The following is a 17,737-nucleotide window of genomic DNA, read 5'->3' on the forward strand; positions in this document are numbered from 1 at the left end:
GGCGGCTGCTGTCGGGCGCGGTCCTGGGCGCGGCGACGTCCCTGAACTTCGGCCCGCGATCACGTGGGCAGGTTCCATTTCTGGTTGGATCCGTTGTTGCAGTCCCAGATATCGAGTTGGGTGCCGTTGGTCGAGTTGAAGCCGGTGACGTCCAGACAGCGTCCGCTCGCGGGGTTGACGAGCGTGCCGTTGCTGACCGTCCACTGCTGGTTCCCGGCACCGTTGCAGGTCCACAGGTTCACGAGCGAGCCGTTGGCGGTGCCGCCGCCGACCACGTCCAGGCACAGGCCGCCACTCTGCACAGCTCCGTTGGCCACGGTCCATTGCTGGGCCGAGCTGCCGTTGCAGTCCCAGAGGTCTACGAGGGCACCCGGGGTGGTCGACGCGGTGTAGTCGTCCAGGCACTTCGCACTGTTCAGGCCGGAGGTGATCGGGCCGGTCACGGTACCGCCCCCGGCACCGGAGCCCGGGGTGATGGAAAGATTGTCGAACTGATCAGTGCGATAGCCCTGAATGCCGAGGCCGGCCTGGCCGGTCTGGAACGAGGAGTCGTTCACCGAACCGAACTGCTTGCCGTCCAGCTTGGCGCTGATCTGTGCACCCTGGAAGGTGAATGACAGATTGTGCCACTGGCCGGTACCGAGGGCCGTCGTCGTCCCGGTCGCCAAGGTGTGGTTACTGCCGTCGGCGTACATCTTCTCGATCCACCACTGGCCGGTGTCGCGGACGCGCAGGTAGTACGCGTTCATGTGCGACTGCGGGCGCAGTTGGGTGTTGGCCCGGCCGAGCAGTTCGGTCGTTCCCGCACCACGCAGGTAGACGTCGGAGCTGACGGTGTAGTTGGACCAGGTGGGGTCCCCGATCAGCGAGTACGAGTCGGAGTCGTCCTGCCACTCGATCGGCTTGACCGGAGCCATCTGCTGCACGCACTTGCCGGAGCGGCCGGCGCACGGCTGGACCTCGAAGGAGCCCTGCATGTCGGAGAGGTACTTCGCCTCCGCGCCGATGGCAACGTTGTCAAAGTTGTCGGAGTAGGGGAGGGGCAGCGCGTGAGCGGCAGGCGGTGTTGCGGTGCCCTTGCCCTGGCCGGCGACAGTGCTGACGGTGTAGACGTAACCGGGCTGCATCGTCATTGTGTACGAGCCGTTGCTCGGCGTGATGTCCTGGGTGTGGATGAAGGACGAGCCGTTGCTGGGCGAGTTCACGTTGGTCGCCCACACATGGACGGCGCCGGTGGACAGACCACCCTTGACCGAGAAGTTCACGGTCTGCGACGCGTAGGCGGTCGTGGTCTCCAGAATGGTGGAGTAGTCCGAGTTGTTGGTCGACTTCAGGGTCACGTAGGTGCCGTTCGACTCCGAGCCACCGATGTAGCCCGACGCTGAATCGATGAACTTCCAGCCGGGCTGGGTGAACTGGGTGACCTGTGCGGTGGCCCAGGTACTCGCCCCGATCTGGTACTTGCCCGACCACGGGGAGGCGGCGGTGGCGAGACCGACGGTGTCGTAGGGCAGGTTGGGGTAGATCGCGGCGATCAATGGCCAGTTGAAGTAACTGGTCATCCTGGCATCGATGTAACCACGGGTGATGGCACGGATCAGCGCGGGAGCCCCGGTGTTCATGTCCTGCGAGCCGTTCTCGCTGTCCCACAGGGGCTTGCCGTTCTCCTTTGCCGCCGTTGTGCTCGAGCAGGTGTGGGCGTTGCCGCCGTCCCCGCCCTCGCACGAGTAGTGCGCGCCGATGATGGACACGGCGTTGTTGAAGGCGGTGTTCTTGGCCATGTCGTCGGCCACGCCCCAGCCGCTGTCGTCGGCGACGAGCTGAACGCCGTTGTAACCGTGCGAGTTGAGCGCGGAGCGCAGCTGCACGAACCAGTCGGCGTCGTGCCCGCGTTCGTTCCAGCCACCGAGATACGTGATGTTCAGGTTGTGCTGCTTGGCGCAGTCCAGCCAGGAGATCAGGTAATTGATCGTGTCGGTGGACCAGAATCCGCCGTTGATCCAGCCGGGTGCGGCCCAGGCCAGGCCGTAGAGACCAATGTTGGGGTTACGGGCCTTGGCCTGCTCGGCCAGCCAGAATTCGTAGCCGGCGTCGCAGTTGATGGTGCCCTTGCTGTGCTCGATCGAGGGCTCTGAGCCGTCGGTGGAGTTGGCGTCGCCGCCGATCTCAAGCTTGAGCAGCTGGAGGTTGGCTCCGTAGCCGGGCTTGAACATGTAGTCCAGGATCTGGGACTGCTCGGTGGCCGGATAGTCCGTCAGCAGACGGGAGTTGCCGCCGCCACCACTGATCGCGCCTATTCCGTCGAAGGTCCGGCCGCTCTGGCCGCCGTCGACACTGATGGACGTCGTCGCGGCCTGCGCGGGAACGGCACTCACCGCCAGTACCGCAGCGAGGAGCGTCAGCACCCATAAGGGGGCAAGTCTCCTTAGGTGTCTCACAACTGACATCCTTTCACTGGGAGAATCGCGCACAGTGTGGTGTCGTGTTCGTTTCCGAGTCAATACTCCCGACAAAAAGACAGAAGTGAACAAGTCAACGGTGGAAGCGCGCGGCGTCGTCGGCTGTCCGGCCGCGCCGGGAGAGGGAAGCCGTCTTTTGGCGACTGTGGTCGGCATGCCGGACTCTCGCCGAGGTCGCAGCGGTCGAGGGTGGGGGTTGCGCTGTGCGCACCATCGCGTTTGGCAACGTTGTCATCATGGATCGGACGTGGTGCAGCCCATGAGCCTCCCGAAGGCTCTGGCCGGATGCGGTGGGGTGCATCGACGATGCCGGAGAACGCTCTCCGAAACTAACCAGCCGTCATGGCCGCGTCAATGGTCCGGTGATATGGGTCGCCCGGGTGTGCCGTCAGGTCTCCGATGTGCGGCACCCCGAAGCCGGGATTCCGTCCAACTGCGCGGCGCACCGGTACGGTTCGATGGACAACGTCAGGCGAGTCAGGACGCCGACGGGGAACGCAGCGCTGCGTTCCCCGCACCCCGCCAGCAGGCGCTGCCGGGGTGCGGAGTCCTCGCGAGCACCGAGCGGCATCCGACTGACATGACGGCTCAGGACGCCTGTTCGGCGGCTGCAGCCGACGGGTAGCCGGGCCTGATATCCAGTGAAGGCGCCCTGAATTCCGGCCGAACAGGAAACCGGCGGATGCTGATTCGGTACGCGGACGCAATCGGCGCGATCGGAGGCCATCGCCGCGGGCCGCTGCACCCGCCGGCGACGTTCCGCAGCTGCTCAGCTTGTCAGGCCCGCGAACATGCCGGGCTCGTATGAACCCCCCTGGTTGCGCACGATCACACCCAGCCGATTGGCCGCGTTGATCATGGCGACCAGATAGACCAGCGCGGCGATCTGGTCGTCGTCGTAGTACTTGCGTACCTGGTCCCAGGTCTCCTCGGCCACGCCGTGCTGGGCGTCGGCGATGCGGGTGCCGTCCTCGGCGAGCGCCAGCGCGGCTCGCTCGGCCTCGGTGAACACGGTGGACTCGCGCCAGGCGGCGACCAGATGGAGCCGGACCGCGGTTTCGCCGGCGGCCGCCGCCTCCTTGGTGTGGTAGTCGACGCAGAAACCGCATCCGTTGATCTGGCTGGCGCGCAGCATCACCAGCTCCTGGGTGTCCTTGGGCAGCGGCGATTGCTGAATCGCCAGGCTGACGTTGGCGAACCGCTTGCCGATCTTGGCGCCGATCTCGTTGGTCATCAGGTTGAGACGGGGTTCCATGACGTTGTCCTCACTCGTGGACGGGCGCGCCGCGCGGATCGTTTGCGGCGTCTGACAACCACGAGACGCCGGCGATCCGATCCCTGTGACGCTGAACCGATGTGACCTGCGCAACGGTCATGGGTGTCACAGATCAGCGGGGACCGGCGTCTTGTGTGTATGGCACGATCAAGAGCAAACAGGCAGGATCCCGCCCTGAGCGAGGGCACCGAGCGGACAACGGGCACAGATGCGCCGCTCACTCGCAGCGGTTCCATCGACTCCGCCACCGAGGTGTTCGTAGCCCACCGCAACCTGCTGTTCACCATCGCCTACGAGATGCTCGGCTCGGCCGCCGACGCGGAGGACGTCCTGCAGGAGACCTGGCTGCGGTGGGTGGGCGTCGACCTTGGCACGGTGCACAATCAGCGTGCGTTCCTGGTCCGGATCACCACTCGCCAGGCGCTGGACCGGCTGCGTTCGCTGGCCCGGCGCAAGGAGTCCTACGTCGGCCCCTGGCTGCCTGAGCCGCTGCTGACCGCGCCGGATGTGGCTGAGGACGTGGAGCTTGCCGACAGCGTCTCGATGGCGATGTTGCTGGTGCTGGAGACACTCACGCCCACCGAGCGGGCGGTGTTCGTGCTGCGCGAGGTCTTCGAGCTGGAGTACTCAGAGATCGCCGAAGCTGTCGACAAGAGCCCGGCGGCGGTCCGCCAGATCGCCCACCGGGCACGTGCACACGTCGCCGCGCGCCGTCCGCGCGGGACGGTTTCCGCAGCGAAGACCCGAGACGCGCTCGAGGCGTTCCAACGAGCGATCAGGACAGGCGAGATGCAGCCCCTTCTCGACATCCTTTCGCCGGACGTCGTTCTGCTGGGCGACGGCGGCGGAGTGGTGCGGGCAGCGCTGGTGCCTGTCGTGGGGGCCGGCAGGGTATCCGACGTGCTGGGGCGGATCCCCACCGCGGCGTCGCTGGAGCCGGCACAGGTCAACGGCTACCCGGCGCTGGTTCTCCGGCTCGACGGCGAGATCGACACCGTCATGGCGGTGCGCATCGACGGCGGCCTCATCACCGGGCTCTACGCCGTCCGCAATCCCGACAAGCTGTCGTACATGGAGCGAGAGACCGTCCTGCGCCGCTGAGTCACCGAGTCCACCCGTCCTCGACGGGCCTGGCGGATCGCTCCGCGGTCGACGGGCATCACGCACACCACCTTCGAGAGGCTGCCGGTCTTCATGACGCCGGAGGCCAGGGTGGCTCCCGTCGGTGCCATGATGATCGTCATCGGTGGTTTGCCGCGGCCGGGACGTCTGGCCGCTGACGAGCCCGCCCCCACCAGGGACAGACCGTGCTGTCCATCGAAGGAGTGCACATGGAAGAGCAGACACAGCAGGAACAGGCCAGCCCGGAAGTGCACAAGCGCATCCGGACAAGCTTCGACCGCCAGGGGCTGATGAGCCACCTCGGTGCACGGCTGACCCACATCGCGCCGGGACGGGTGCACATCGTGCTCCCGAGCCGCCCCGAAGTGACGCAGCAGCACGGCTACTTCCATGCCGGCGCCACCAGCGCCATCGCGGACAGCGCCGGCGGCTACGCGGCCTTCACGCTGTTTCCCGAGAACACCGACGTGCTCACCGTCGAGTACAAGATCAACCTGCTCGCTCCGGCCGTGGGCGACCACATGGAGGCGGTCGGAACGGTCCTGAAGTACGGACGCACGCTGACCGTGTGCCAGTTGGAGGTGTTCGGCGTTCAGGACGGCCGGCGGAAGCTCGTGGCCAACGGGCAGCAGACACTGATCCAAGTGATCAAGCCCGAGCAGTGAGCTCGCAGCCGTTGCCGCCGGTCCAGGACCAGTTCACCGATGTGGCGTGGTAACCGGACACACTGGTACCGGCCCTGCTCGTGGAGGGCCTTCACGGTTATGAAGCCGGCCCGGCTGGTTTCAGTCTCTTCCCGATCCACCCTGGAGCTGTGTTGAATCCGGCTCAATGCTCGTGACGCGTCTGGTTGTCGTTCCTCCGCCGGACTTGAGCAGGGGTGAGCCTGTGCGGCGGATCGCTGACGGGCCTCCTGCGGCACGAAGTCACCGCCGTCGAAACCCTGGTTCACGCGTGGCAGGGGCGGATATGCTGCTGCCCATGTACATTTCCGATCCGCACTGACAGGTCATCCGCCCGCTCCCACTTCATCCTCGTGACGAGGAGTCGCTGGTGGGGCGGCACGCCGATCTGCCGTGTCCACGCGTGCCCCGGCCAGCCATGGCCCGGTCCCGGCGCGCTCACTTCGGAGACCTCCCATGACAAGCCCCGCCAGGGGCAGCGCTTCCTATGGCGCTGTCCTCGCGCTTCCCCATGCCCGAAGTCTGTTCACCGCCGCCATGCTCGCGCGGCTCTGCTACAGCCTGCTGGGCCTCCCGCTGCTGCTCTCATTGCGGGAAGGCACCGGCTCCTACGTCGTAGCCGGCACCGCAACCGGCCTGTTCGGGCTGGTCACCGCCTTGCTCGGGCCCGCCAGGGCCCGACTGGTCGAGCGGCATCATGCCGCGCTGGTGCTCCTGGCCGTCAGCTACACGCTGCTCCTGTGCGCACTGGGCATTGTCTGCGCCTTCCACCTGCCTGCCCCACTCATCATCTGCCTCGCGGTACTGACGGGCGTGTTCCCGCCCCCTGTAGGGCCACTGATGCGCAGCCTGTGGGGGAGACTGGTCGAGGACGAGATGCAGCGGCAGTGCGCGCTGAGCCTGGACACGGCGGCCGAGTCCACCGTCTTCGCGCTCGGCCCCGTCCTCGGCGGCTTCCTGGTCTCAGCCTCCAGTGCCCCTGCGGTGGTTGAGGCGTGTGCGGCACTGACGCTGGTCGGCTTCGGCCTGCTGGCTGCGACCCTGCGGGGGACCCCCGCTGGGGTGCGCCTGACCGCGGCCGTTCGCACCCGAAGTCCTTTGGGCGCTGTGGGGTTCCTTCCTCTGCTGCTGCCTGTGCTGGGAACCGCGGCGGCGCTGTCCCTCATCGAGATCGCGATCGTTGCCGCCTGGGGCACGGTGGCGGCGGGGGCGCTGACGACGTCGTTCTCGATCGGCGGCGTCATGGGCGGTCTGGTGTACGGCCGATACCGCTGGCGCGGCGCTCTCGCACGCCGACCGCTCGTGCTGGTCGCTGTCTCTGCCCTCTGTTACGCGGCTCCCGCGCTGGTCTACGCCGTGCCGGCCACCGGGGTGGCCCTGGTGCTGGCCGGCGCTTGCGCCGACGTCCTCCTGATCACGGTCTACCAGCTCGTCGAGGTACTGGTTCCCGAGGGTTCTCGCACCGAAGCCGGCGCGTGGGTCAACACCGCCTACAACCTGGGTGCGGCTCTGGGTGCGGCTGCCGGTGGTGTCCTGGTCGACCGAACTGGTCCGGCCTCGGGATTCGTCGGCGCTACCGGGTTGCTCGGTTGCTGCGTAGTGATCGGCGCTCTGGTCACACCGTGGCGAAGTGTGACGGGAGCCGAAGTGCCCTTCCGTACCGATCCGCCGGCAGCCGACGAAGGGGCGCCCCCGCCTGAGCCCGGGGTGCCGGGTACGACTACCGCATCGTCAGCGGAGACCGGGAGCCACGGGAAAGCCACTGCTCGATCATCCGGTGCGGCTGAGCGCACGCATCCTGAGTGACCGACTTCGGCGGGCTGCGGCGCTGTACGAAAGACGGCATTCGGCCCCCGAGTTCGTGTGACGTGCGGTGCTCCCGAGCACCGCACTTGGTGCGAGTGCCGCCTCGGGCCCTCCGGCACCGCGCCGGCAGGCTGCGTCCGGGCCCTTTTCGGTGGGGCACATGGGCACATTGGCACGTGGGCAATTGGGCACGTGGGCATGTGCCCACGTGGACGGCGCAGGCCGGGGAGCTGTCCTTATGGTGCGGTAGCGTCCGGACATGAAAGCCAATGAGTTCTCGACCGCCACCGAGCGGGAAGCCCTCTGCGGCTTTCTTGACACACAGCGCGCCGCGCTGGTTCGGACAATCGATGGTGTTTCCGACACGAGCGCCCGCATAACTCCGACGGCGAGCTCGTTGTCCCTGATGGGCCTGCTCAAACACTCCGCACTCTGGGAGCGCAGGTGGTTTCAGGTCATCGTCGCGGGGTGGGTGCTTCCTGGCGAGTGGCCCGAAGCGGAGGGTCAGGACTGGAGTGACGAGGACTTCCGTGTGGACGAGCAGGACTCGGTGAAGCACTGGACGGGCTTCTTCGAGGAGCAGGTGGCCATCTCACGGGAAATCACCGCAGGTCTGGCGCTGGAGACTCCGTGCAGCCGACCCGATCTGGCGGACCGGAATCTGCGCTGGGTCCTGCTCCACATGATCGAGGAGACTGCCCGGCATGCCGGCCATGCGGACATCATTCGGGAGAGCCTCGACGGCAGCCGCGGTATGTAGCGTTCTGTCACAGGCCCGATCCGGCGCAGGGTCCTGCTGACGGCACGAATTCGGCGCCGCCGCCCGGCGGCTCTTCAGGCGGCCTCCCTTTTCCTCGCCCGGCGCGCGACGGCGCACCAGCGGGTGCGCAGGTTCGCCCCCGCTATGGCGGACGGACGGACCGGTTGCCTAGGGTCCTCCCTATGCCCGAGCTGCAGCTGCTTCGTCCGGACCATGTCCCTGCGCTCCTCGCCTTCGAGCGGGAGAATCGTGCCTACTTCGCGGCGTCCATCCCTGATCGGGGCGAGGACTACTTCGCCCGTTTCGACGAGCGGCATCGTGACCTGCTGGCCGAACAGGGGGCCGGGGTCTGCTTTTTCCACGTGCTGATCGGCGCGATGGACGAAGTGCTGGGGCGGGTCAACCTGGTCGATGCGGCGGATGGCGTTGCCGGGCTCGGGTATCGGATCGCAGAACGGGCCGCGGGCCGGGGGCTGGCCACCTCGGCCGTGCGGGAGGTGTGCGGCCTTGCCGCCGGCACGTACGGGTTGACCGCCCTGCGGGCCGCCACCACCCTCGACAACGCGGCGTCCCGAGCCGTGCTGGCCCGTACCGGGTTCGCAGTGACCGGTGAGACGCGGCTCTCCGGTCGACCCGGCCTGACGTATCGTCGCGGCCTCGGGGATTTCTCCGCTCCGCGTATCGATGTCGGTCACCCCGGTTCGGCGCCGAATTGACTCGCGCCCGCAGAGGGCAGCCCCCTGGCTCAGGACCAAGCCGAGGTCCGCACACGTGCCGGACTCGGCGTCGTGGTCGCCGAATCCGGCGAGGAGGCCGAGCGGCGGTCCGGGCGCGGGCGGAGGCCGACTACCCGCCGGGGGTATCGTCGGGAGTTGCGTCTGTCGGGCGCGCTCGATGCGAGGAGGGAATGAGCAGTGGCATTCATTGGACACGGGCACACGCGGGGAATCGCGCGACTGCCTGTGCTCTTTGCGCTCCTGTTCGGTCTGTTCCTCATGCACGGCGCCCCGGCCACCGCTGCTGAAGGCTGCCACGGTGCATCGTCCGCCGCCCGGATGCCCGCAGGTCACGGCGCAGCGGCGACGGAGTCCGAGCACTCCATGCCGATGGCGCATCTGGGCAGTCAGCGGGCCGGGGCATTCTCGACGGAGCATGGGGCGATGTGCGTCTCGACCCCCGCACGCGAAAGGACCCAGTTCCCGGTCGGCGGCCTGGCGAACCTCGGCGCGGTGCCGGCGGCACGCCTGGCAGCTCGCCCTCGCATCCTCGGCTGCACGGGCCGGCACGGGCCACCGCCGACCGTGGGGCGAAGTCTGCTGATCCAGGTGGGTATCGCGCGGACCTGACAGGACGGCGCCGGAACCCGGACGACCGGGCCGGTGACGTGACCTGCTCATCCCCCGCGCGCCCGCCCGGCGTGGTGCGCCCACCCGGAAAGACTCTCGGCATGTTCACTTCTTCCCACTCCGCCGCGCGTCGTCGTGCCCTCGGGGCCGCGACCGCTGCTGCCCTGGCGCTGACGCTGGTCGCCTGCGGCTCCTCCAGCGAATCCTCGATGCCTGGCATGGACCACGGCACCAAGCCCTCCGCCTCTTCCACGCCGAGGGTGACCCCGTCGACGGGCGGTATGCCCGGCATGGACCACATGGCCGACGGAAGCGGTCTGTCCGACACCGAGCACGGCTTTCGCCTCACCAGCCGGGACATGACACTGCCGGCGGGCGGACACGCTGCGTATCGGTTCACCGTCACCGGCCCGGACCGTAAGCCGGTCACCGACTTCGCCGTGGACCAGACGAAGCGGATGCATTTCTACGCCATCCGAGCGGACCTGACCGGCTTCCAGCACATCCACCCCACCATGGCCGAGGGCGGCGCCTGGACCGCCAGGCCGGCCTCCCTGGCGCCCGGCTCCTGGCGGCTGTTCGCCTCCTTCACCCCCGACAGCGGCGCAGGCAGGGGCCGGGCTCTCGTGCTCAGCCGCACCGTCACCGTCCCCGGCGCGGCGGCCAGGGTCCCGCTGCCTGCCGCAGCCTCCACCGCGGAGACCGACGGGTACACCGTCGCCGTCAAGGGCAAGCCGATGGCCGGGATGGCGCACCCGCTGATCGTGACCATCACCAGGAACGGGAAGCCCGTCGCCGGCCTTCAGCCCTACCTGGACTCGTACGCCCACCTCACCGCATTCCACGAGGGCGACACCGCATTCGCCCATCTCCACCCGCAAACGAAGGTGAACGGTGACCACGGCGGACCGGAACTGTCCTTCCACGCCGAACTGCCGAAGTCGGGGAACTGGCGCCTGTTCCTCCAGTTCCGGACTGGTGGGAAGCTGCATACCGCCGCGCTGACCCTGCACGTCGGCTGAACTTCCGTGGGACGCAGTGTTGTTGGTGGCGCTTCACCTGTGTCCCGACTGCCCCAGGGCTGCCGGTCGGGCGAAGTCGGGGCTCCTTGCCGTCATGACCTCGCCCGATCACGGCAGCCGCATGCCGCCGCCTGGTGGAGCTGGGACGAGTCGGTCACAGGAGGTCACGGGGCACGGTCTCGTTCCACGAACGGGAGAACACCCGGCGGTGGTACTCATATACGTCGAGCGTGGCGTCCACGAGCACTCCGTTTCACTGCACCGCAGCATGGTGCGGGTCTCACCCGTACGTCCCAGCCCTCCCGGCGGAGACGCATGGTCCAGGCGGCTGGACGATGTGGGCTGTCCGGCGTGCAGCGACGAGTGCGCAGGGGCGTCGGGTGGAGGCATTGATATTGTCTGGGTCTGCCGACCAGGGGGAGGGACCCCTGTCGACCGGCGGCTGACACGTCGGCGCGAACGGGGGAGTGGGTTGGTTATGAGCCTCAGTAGCGCGATGGGCAGTGACGCCCCACAGGATGTCGTGACGGTGCAGAACGCCGCAGCCGTCTTCGAAGGTGAACCCGGCGACATCGGGGCGGCTCGCCTGTTCGCGACCGCTTTTCTTCACGCCCACAGCTCACCTGCTGCGCTGCTGGGGACAGCGCAACTGGTCGTCTCGGAGCTGGTGACCAACGCTTTCAAGTACGCGCCCGGCCCGGTTCTCGTCGAGATCGGGATCCAGCCGGGAGCGGTGGAGCTCACGGTGTGGGACAGCTCCACAACGATCCCGCACGCGGGGCGCAAGAATCCGGAGCGCATAGGAGGCCACGGGCTGGAGATTGTTCTGGCCCTCACTGAAAGCCTCACAGCCGAATCACACCCGGTCGGTAAGAAGATCACCGCCCGTCTCATGAACGAGGCCGCCGACGGCGAGAAGTAAAAGCTGCCCTGTCGGGCGCGGGGTCGCCTCGCCTCCTCCGCGTTCCCGTTGTGCGCAGCAGACGCCGTTGGGGTCTGTGAGCAGCGCCAGTAGCACCTGCCTGACGTGCCTCTCAGCGTTGATCCCCCGGCTGATGGGCGATGGCTACCCGATCCTTCAGGGATCTCTACGACAGACGACAGTTTCCATGGCCTCCGACAGCGCCACAGCGGTTACACCCGTGGTGGAGCGGAGGGCCGAGCCTGCCCCTGCGAGCGGCGGCGGAGATGACCGCTGCTCCGTCCGAGCACCGCAACTCCTCCGGGGCCGGCCTGAAACCGGCCGTGCTGTGACCGGGCGCGGGCCTGGCGATAAACCGCTTGACCTGGCCGCGGGGCGACGCTGCACTGTGGCGGGACACCACGAGTCATGGTGCCGGTATCCCGGGGAGGCAGTGGCAGCAATGGAGATCCGTCCCACGACCGAGCAGGACCTCGACGTCTTCGTCGACACACTCCATGCCGCGTTCGGGCGCTTCCCGGAAACCCCGGCCGAGGGCGGCGGCGTCTGGTGGTCGGCGCTCGAAATGGACCGTGGCCTGCTCGCCCTGGCGGCGGACGGGCGGCCCGTCGGCACCGCCGGTGCGTATTCCTTCGAGCTCACCCTGCCCGGTGAGAACCTCGTCCCGGCCGGCGGAGTGACCGCCGTCGGCGTCCTGCCCTCGCACCGACGCCAGGGCGTGGCCGGCGCGATGATGCGGCATCAGCTCACCCAGCTGCGCGCCCGGGGGGATTTCCTCTCCGTCCTGCTGGCGTCCGAGGCCCTGATCTACCGCAGGTTCGGCTACGGACCTGCGACCTACACGCGGCGGCTGACGGTGCCGCGCCACCAGGGCGCCCTCGCCCTCCCCCGGTCGCGAGGCAGGACCGACGCCCCAGCGAGCGGTTCGGACACCGGCACGATCGAGCTGCTGCGGCGTACCGAGTGCGGCGAGATCCTGGAAGTGGTCTACGACCGGTACCGCCGCGCACAGCCCGGCGCGCTGTCCCGGCCGCACCGCTGGTGGGCAAGGGGCGCGGGGCAACCCCCGGTTTCTGCGGCGCCGCGCTACGTCGTCGTCCACCGTGACGCCGACGGCGTCCCGGACGGGTACGCCAGCTATTCCGTTGGCGAACCCGGCACCCTGACGGTCGACGAGACCATTGCCACCGACGACACCGTTTTCACAGCCCTGGCCCGATGCGTGCTCGGACACGACCTGGTCACTCAGGTCGTGTTCAAGCACTTCCCGCCCGACCACCCGCTGCGCTGGCAGTTCGCGGACTTCCGCGCCGGACAGGTGAGCAACGACACCGACTGGCTCTGGGTGCGGCTGCTGGACATCCCGCGTGCGCTGACCGCGCGCGGCTGGTTCGTGGACGGCGAACTCGTTCTCGACGTCGTCGATCCGTTCCTCGGCGAGCACAACCGCTACCTGCTGACCGTCCGGAACGGCAAGGCCGACTGCGTCCCGACGGACCGGGAGCCCGACCTGTCCCTGGACGTGAGCGATCTGGGCTCGGTCTACCTCGGAGGCACCGCCCCGAGCACGCTCGTGCGTGCCGGACACATCCGGGCCCACAGCCCGGGCGCCGCCGCGCTCGCTGACGCCCTCTTCCGCGCCGAGCGGTCCCCGCACTGCCTGCACTGGTTCTGACCGCGCGCCCGCCGACCCCGCACGGGTCTCGTCAAGGCACCCCACACTGTCGAGCGGCCATCAACCGGGCTGAGCTGGGGGGCCAGGCCGTAGGAACGCGAACAGACAAGCTCGCCATCGCCGGCCACGCCGCACTCCGCCTCGTCGCCATCCCCGTCGGGACGCGGTACTGACGAAGGAAGGCGGTGCGTCCGTCGCAACAGAACAGCGCAAGGTCTTCGATGGAACCGGGGCCTGTGAGGAAGCCCGGTTGGTCAACCAGAGAAAGAGTGGCTCCGGCCGATTTCCTCCGTCGTGGTTACGGCTTTCGCGCGGCGCCAATGCCAAGGAGAACGTGACAGGCCGCCTGCCCGACCCGACCTGCCCGACCTGCTCGGTCGGCTCACTGCTGTCGCGCCCAAGCGTATTTCCGCGTGGAGTGGAGGGGCGCACCGCTGCGGGAGGCATCGCCCCCTGGACTGCGGGCAGGCGCTGAGTGAAGACCAGAGAGCCAGAGGAGCAGGCCATGCCGGCAGGATCGAGCCAAAAACGAGAGCGGCAGTACGAGCACATCAAGGAAGGTGCAGAGAAGCGGGGGACCTCGGAGGGCCGGGCGAAGGAAATTGCCTCGCGCACCGTCAACAAGGAACGGGCGCGGTCCGGAGAGGCCAAGACGTCCAGCAGGGTTTCCACGCGTGACCCGAAGTCCGCGTCGCAGCGGGGCGGCGAGCGCTCGCACAGCGGCCCGCAGGGCCCCACAAAGGACCAGCTGTACGAAGAGGCGAGGAAGAAGAACCTCGAAGGCCGGTCGACCATGAACAAACAGGAGCTCCGAAAGGCCCTCGGTCGCTGATCCCCGGCGCCACCTTCAGTCCGCGTCGCAAGGAGACCGAGCCGTGGCGGCTCGGTACGACGGGGAACCTGTCGCCGGCATCAGCGCGCGGCCGGGCCCGCGGGCGGCGGTGGGACGGACGCCGAACTCCACTTGCTTCGCGGGACCCGGTGTGGCCCGCGCTCGGGCCGGCGCGGCGCCCGTCCACGGCGCCTTCCCGGCGCGTCAGTGCACCGATCCCGTTTCAGCTGCCAACCGGGCCAATTGGTCGCCGAAGCCCCCGACAGCCCGGGGGTGCAATCGGCTCGAGGTCTCGACGGGGCAACCCGGGGTGCGCAGCACGCGGTGGCCGCCGCGTACGAGTGCGCTGACAAGAGCGTGGTCCTCGCCCACGGGAAGGGCGGGAAAGCCACCGACGCTCCGGTAGGCGTCGGCAGCCACCCCGAGGTTGGCTCCGTGGACGTGGGGGTGGTGCCAGGGCCTCCCGAAGCCGGGTCGTGAAGCGTTGTAGAGCTGATGGTGACGGTCGGCGAGATGGGGGAGCGGAGGCCAGCGGGTGACAGTCACCGTGCCGACAACCGCCTCCCAGCCGGCGCGTGCCTGGTCGATCTGGAATGCGAGCCAGTCGGGCGGAACGGCGCTGTCGGCGTCAGTGGAGGCGAGCCAGGTAACGGTGGCGGGGGCCCCGAGTGTGGCCATGGCGTGCTGCGCGGCGGCGGCACGGGCCTTGCCCGGATTCTGGGATCCCAGGTGCAGCACACTCGCACCCGCGCTGCCGGCCACCTCCGCCGTATCGTCCACGCAGGCATCCGCCGCCACGACCGTCGTCACGTGCAGCCCTGCCAGCGCGGGATGACGTGCGGCGGCGTTGACGGCGGCGAGTGCGCGCGGCAGAAGCTTCTCCTCGTTGTGCGCGGGGATGAGTACCGCTATCGCTTCCGGCTTCATGCCAGCCCTTCTCTCTCCGCCGGCGACGGCGGCCGGGACCCGTCCGGGCCCAGCCTGCTGAATGTCTGAAGGACGAAATCGTCCTCGCGGTGGTCGGCTGTGAGGGTCAGGCCGGGCACGTGTGTGAGGACCGATGCGAGGCCCGTCCCGGTGGTCAGATGTTCCTGAGCCGGATGGTTCCAGTGGACGGTGACCAGGGTGCCACCCGGCTCCAGAGCGGCGACCGAGCGGTGCAGCAGAAGATCGAGAGCCGCGGTGTCGAAGTAGTAGAGCAACTCGGACAGGACGATGAGGTCGAAGGTACCTGCCGGCCATTGCTCGGGAAGGACCCGGTGCTCCACCGTCACATGGGAGTGCCCGGCGACACGCTGCGCAGCGGTGGCGACGGCGGTCGCCACGCGGTCACATGCGAGCAGCGCATCGCACCGTCCTGCCAGCCGCAGCGTCAATTCGCCTACGGAACAAGCCGGTTCGAAAGCACGGCGGTATCGCGGCTGGGCGAGGGCAGCGAGGGTCAGCTCGTATTTGCGGTGCTCGTACCAGCGCTCGGCCAGGTGCCATGGATCGGGCGAGTGCCGGTACATCGCCTCGAAGTAGGAAGCGGGTGTGCTCACCGGAACACCACCTCCGCGGGCCGCAGATGATGGGCGATCTCATCCGGCGGCAGGATCGCGGCGTCACCCGGTTCCGGTCCGAGCGGGCTGATCTGGCTGGTGAAGCACTGGATTGCCGCGGCCTTCCGGGCCAGCGCAGGGGGAGGCAGGGGAATGCGCGCGGCATCCGACCAGGGCACTCGGTGGTCACCGGGGTGCGCCCAATGCCACATCCAGACCGGGTAGTGCAGACAGGGCACTCCGGCCGTGTCCGATGCGGTCAGCGCCGCACGGCCCGCGGCCTCGTGGTCGGTGTGGAGGTCCCCTGTCCAAGGTGCGGCGCAGAGGACCGCCCCCATCATCACGTCGGCAAGCGCGGCGGCGACACGGTCCTCGTGACGGGCGACTTCGGTGTCCGGGACATGGAGGCGGACGATGTCCACGTCCGCTGCTCCGAGTTCAGCCAGTGCAGCGCGCGTCTCCTTGGCACGTATGCGCGCGAGGGACTCGGGGGTTTCCACGCGGCTGTGGGGATGCGAGCGCTCTCCATCGGTCACGGTGACCACCGTCAGGTCGAGCTCTGAGGCCGCCAGCAGACTGATGGAGCCGCCAAAACCGAGTACTTCGTCATCCGGGTGGGCCGCGACCACGACAGCGCGTCCCGAGGCCGGCAGCGCGAGCTGCGGCAGCTCGCTCCACCCGGCCCACTCCCGCCACTCGCTCTCCTCGGTTCCCCGGGCCTGGATCAGATCGACGGCCGGCTCCTGGCTCCGGGGCGTCGTGTGTGTCATCGGGTCTCCTCCGGGCGGGCGACGAGACCGCCGAGCTCCGCGAGGTTGCGCTCGGCGTGGTGCTGGCGAAGATAGACACTCAGGTCGGCGACGTTACGGGCATGACGCAGATCGTGACTCAGAGGTCCGGCGCCCGTGGCCCGGCCTACGTGGGTCAGCGTCGCACTGCACGCCTCTTCGACGAACGCGCGCACCCGCAGACTGCGCAACCTGGCCGTTCCGCTGCTGTCCAGCGGGTCCTGGTCGATCTCGGCCGCGGCCTCGTCCAGGAGCACGCCCGCCGCGTGCAGGTGCATCTCGACAGCACCCAGGTGGGCATCGGTGTGCGGGTCCGGCCTGCGATGTGCCGTGCTCCGCAGGGTTTCGGCGACCGCGAGCGCCCCGCCGTACCAGCAGGCGGCCACACCGATACCGCCGTGCTGGAAGCCCGGGCGCTGTACGTACGCTTCCACGCCGGCGCCCACCGGGTCGGCCGGCAGGTCCCTGATCCGTACGTCGGGGGTGTCGCTGCCGGCCATGCCGATGGCCTGCCACGTGCCCTTCACGGGTTGGCAGCCGGGGCCGCCCGTGCTGATCGCGAACAGGCGCCGGCCGTCTTCGGCGGTGGCGGTGATGAGGGCTCGGGTGCAGCTGTGGGCACCTGAGCAGTACTGCTTGAGACCGTTCAGGCGCCAGCCGGCTCCGGTGTGGGTGGCGGTGACACCTTCGCCGGGTGGTTCCGCCGCCCAGACCCCCCATCGTTCGCCAGGGCCCGGAGCGGGGCCCCCGAGCTCCGCGAGGATCGCGGTCGCGTCGACATGGCCCTCCACGAGTCGCGCCAGGCAGAGGTCCCGTTGGGCGACGGATCGAAGGGTGGTCAGTCGTTGCCGGGTGCGGCCGGAACCGGGCAGGGGGCATTCCAACAGGCCGGAGGCAATGTCCGTGACGACGGCCGCGAACTGTTGAGCAGTCTCGCGCCGGGCCCTTTCCGGGCTGAGCCCGGCATCATCGTCCGGATCAGCAGGCCATTCGAGAGCGGACCCCAGCGGAGTGGAGATGTCATGCATACGAGAACTCCTCGGCCCGCGACGGAGAACCCGTATGCCACCGGACCGCGCCCGCATGCGCAGATCCGAAGGACTTCCAGCAGGGGCGGCCGGGCGTGCGGCGCATGTCGGTCTCCTTGCCATGACAGGTACCAGATGCCGTACGGCCCCGCGCTCTCAGTTTCACCGTGGCGTCATGGTTCCGCTGTCAGCGCCGAGCCTGCGGGCGGCTTGGTGCGGCCGGCTTTCATACTGTGACATGTGGTGGCGAAGTCGGCTCGCTGCCTTCGGGTGCCCCTCCCGTCCCGATGCATGCGCCCGACCGGGAGGTCGGTGGCCGCCGCCGAAACCGTCAGGAAGCCCGCTTGTCCCGCTTCGGTGAGGCCGTTCGATAAGCATGTACTTGACACCTCGGGGGTGTACCCGCAGGGTCGGCCAACGGCCGTGGCCGGGTGGTAAGCCGGCTTGTTCTGTCTGGGGTGACGGCCCTGGTCGGTG

General features: G+C 68.6%; 16 protein-coding genes. 10 read left to right on the forward strand and 6 right to left on the reverse strand.

Annotation, left to right across the window (positions count from 1 at the left end; all coding sequences use genetic code 11):
- Nucleotides 1-59: 59 nt before the first annotated feature.
- Both OHS16_RS30365 and OHS16_RS30370 read right to left on the reverse strand, forming a co-directional pair.
- On the reverse strand, nucleotides 60-2,375 hold the full coding sequence (locus OHS16_RS30365) for a ricin-type beta-trefoil lectin domain protein (protein ID WP_328540447.1): 2,316 nt from the start codon (nucleotides 2,373-2,375) through the stop codon (nucleotides 60-62).
- An 853-nt stretch (nucleotides 2,376-3,228) separates the two neighbouring features.
- Complete coding sequence (locus OHS16_RS30370; RefSeq protein ID WP_328540448.1) at nucleotides 3,229-3,714, reverse strand: carboxymuconolactone decarboxylase family protein; 486 nt, start codon at nucleotides 3,712-3,714, stop codon at nucleotides 3,229-3,231.
- A gap of 159 nt (nucleotides 3,715-3,873) precedes the next feature.
- Here OHS16_RS30370 and OHS16_RS30375 point away from each other — a divergent pair, with 159 nt between their 5' ends.
- From OHS16_RS30375 to OHS16_RS30420, 10 genes are all read left to right on the forward strand, one after another.
- Complete coding sequence (locus OHS16_RS30375; RefSeq protein ID WP_328540449.1) at nucleotides 3,874-4,836, forward strand: RNA polymerase sigma-70 factor; 963 nt, start codon at nucleotides 3,874-3,876, stop codon at nucleotides 4,834-4,836.
- A gap of 230 nt (nucleotides 4,837-5,066) precedes the next feature.
- A complete protein-coding gene (locus tag OHS16_RS30380) occupies nucleotides 5,067-5,522 on the forward strand; it encodes a PaaI family thioesterase (RefSeq protein WP_328540450.1) in 456 nt (151 codons plus the stop codon).
- Nucleotides 5,523-5,996: 474 nt separating this feature from the next.
- A complete protein-coding gene (locus tag OHS16_RS30385; protein ID WP_328540451.1) occupies nucleotides 5,997-7,346 on the forward strand; it encodes an MFS transporter in 1,350 nt (449 codons plus the stop codon).
- 259 nt (nucleotides 7,347-7,605) lie between these two features.
- Nucleotides 7,606-8,106, forward strand: a complete 501-nt coding sequence (locus tag OHS16_RS30390; protein WP_328540452.1) for a DinB family protein — start codon at nucleotides 7,606-7,608, stop codon at nucleotides 8,104-8,106.
- A gap of 182 nt (nucleotides 8,107-8,288) precedes the next feature.
- Nucleotides 8,289-8,822: a GNAT family N-acetyltransferase gene (locus OHS16_RS30395; RefSeq protein ID WP_328540453.1), complete on the forward strand. Its 534-nt coding sequence runs from the start codon at nucleotides 8,289-8,291 to the stop codon at nucleotides 8,820-8,822.
- A 339-nt stretch (nucleotides 8,823-9,161) separates the two neighbouring features.
- Entirely contained in the window at nucleotides 9,162-9,452 is a 291-nt protein-coding gene (locus OHS16_RS30400; protein WP_328540454.1) for a hypothetical protein, read from the forward strand.
- 101 nt (nucleotides 9,453-9,553) lie between these two features.
- Nucleotides 9,554-10,474 carry a hypothetical protein gene (locus OHS16_RS30405; protein WP_328540455.1) on the forward strand — a complete coding sequence of 307 codons (921 nt, stop codon included), beginning with the start codon at nucleotides 9,554-9,556 and terminating at the stop codon, nucleotides 10,472-10,474.
- Nucleotides 10,475-10,952: 478 nt separating this feature from the next.
- Nucleotides 10,953-11,396, forward strand: a complete 444-nt coding sequence (locus tag OHS16_RS30410) for an ATP-binding protein (protein WP_328540456.1) — start codon at nucleotides 10,953-10,955, stop codon at nucleotides 11,394-11,396.
- Between the two features lie 442 nt (nucleotides 11,397-11,838).
- On the forward strand, nucleotides 11,839-13,071 hold the full coding sequence (locus tag OHS16_RS30415; RefSeq protein WP_328540457.1) for a GNAT family N-acetyltransferase: 1,233 nt from the start codon (nucleotides 11,839-11,841) through the stop codon (nucleotides 13,069-13,071).
- Between the two features lie 505 nt (nucleotides 13,072-13,576).
- Nucleotides 13,577-13,903 carry a plasmid stabilization protein gene (locus tag OHS16_RS30420; protein ID WP_328540458.1) on the forward strand — a complete coding sequence of 109 codons (327 nt, stop codon included), beginning with the start codon at nucleotides 13,577-13,579 and terminating at the stop codon, nucleotides 13,901-13,903.
- A 204-nt stretch (nucleotides 13,904-14,107) separates the two neighbouring features.
- On the opposite strand, the gene OHS16_RS30425 is transcribed toward OHS16_RS30420, so the two are convergent.
- Genes OHS16_RS30425 through OHS16_RS30440 form a run of 4 tightly spaced genes read right to left on the reverse strand, consistent with a single transcriptional unit; the run spans nucleotide 14,108 to nucleotide 17,260 of the window.
- A complete protein-coding gene (locus tag OHS16_RS30425) occupies nucleotides 14,108-14,830 on the reverse strand; it encodes a glycosyltransferase (protein ID WP_328540459.1) in 723 nt (240 codons plus the stop codon).
- Nucleotides 14,827-15,444: an SAM-dependent methyltransferase gene (locus OHS16_RS30430; protein WP_328540460.1), complete on the reverse strand. Its 618-nt coding sequence runs from the start codon at nucleotides 15,442-15,444 to the stop codon at nucleotides 14,827-14,829. The genes OHS16_RS30425 and OHS16_RS30430 overlap by 4 nt, the downstream gene beginning before the upstream one ends.
- Complete coding sequence (locus tag OHS16_RS30435; RefSeq protein WP_328540461.1) at nucleotides 15,441-16,214, reverse strand: PIG-L deacetylase family protein; 774 nt, start codon at nucleotides 16,212-16,214, stop codon at nucleotides 15,441-15,443. The genes OHS16_RS30430 and OHS16_RS30435 overlap by 4 nt, the downstream gene beginning before the upstream one ends.
- Nucleotides 16,211-17,260: an acyl-CoA dehydrogenase gene (locus tag OHS16_RS30440; protein WP_328540462.1), complete on the reverse strand. Its 1,050-nt coding sequence runs from the start codon at nucleotides 17,258-17,260 to the stop codon at nucleotides 16,211-16,213. Before OHS16_RS30440 ends, OHS16_RS30435 begins: the two co-directional genes overlap by 4 nt.
- Nucleotides 17,261-17,737: the final 477 nt, after the last annotated feature.

Source organism: Streptomyces sp. NBC_00344 (assembly GCF_036088315.1).
GTDB lineage: Bacteria > Actinomycetota > Actinomycetes > Streptomycetales > Streptomycetaceae > Streptomyces.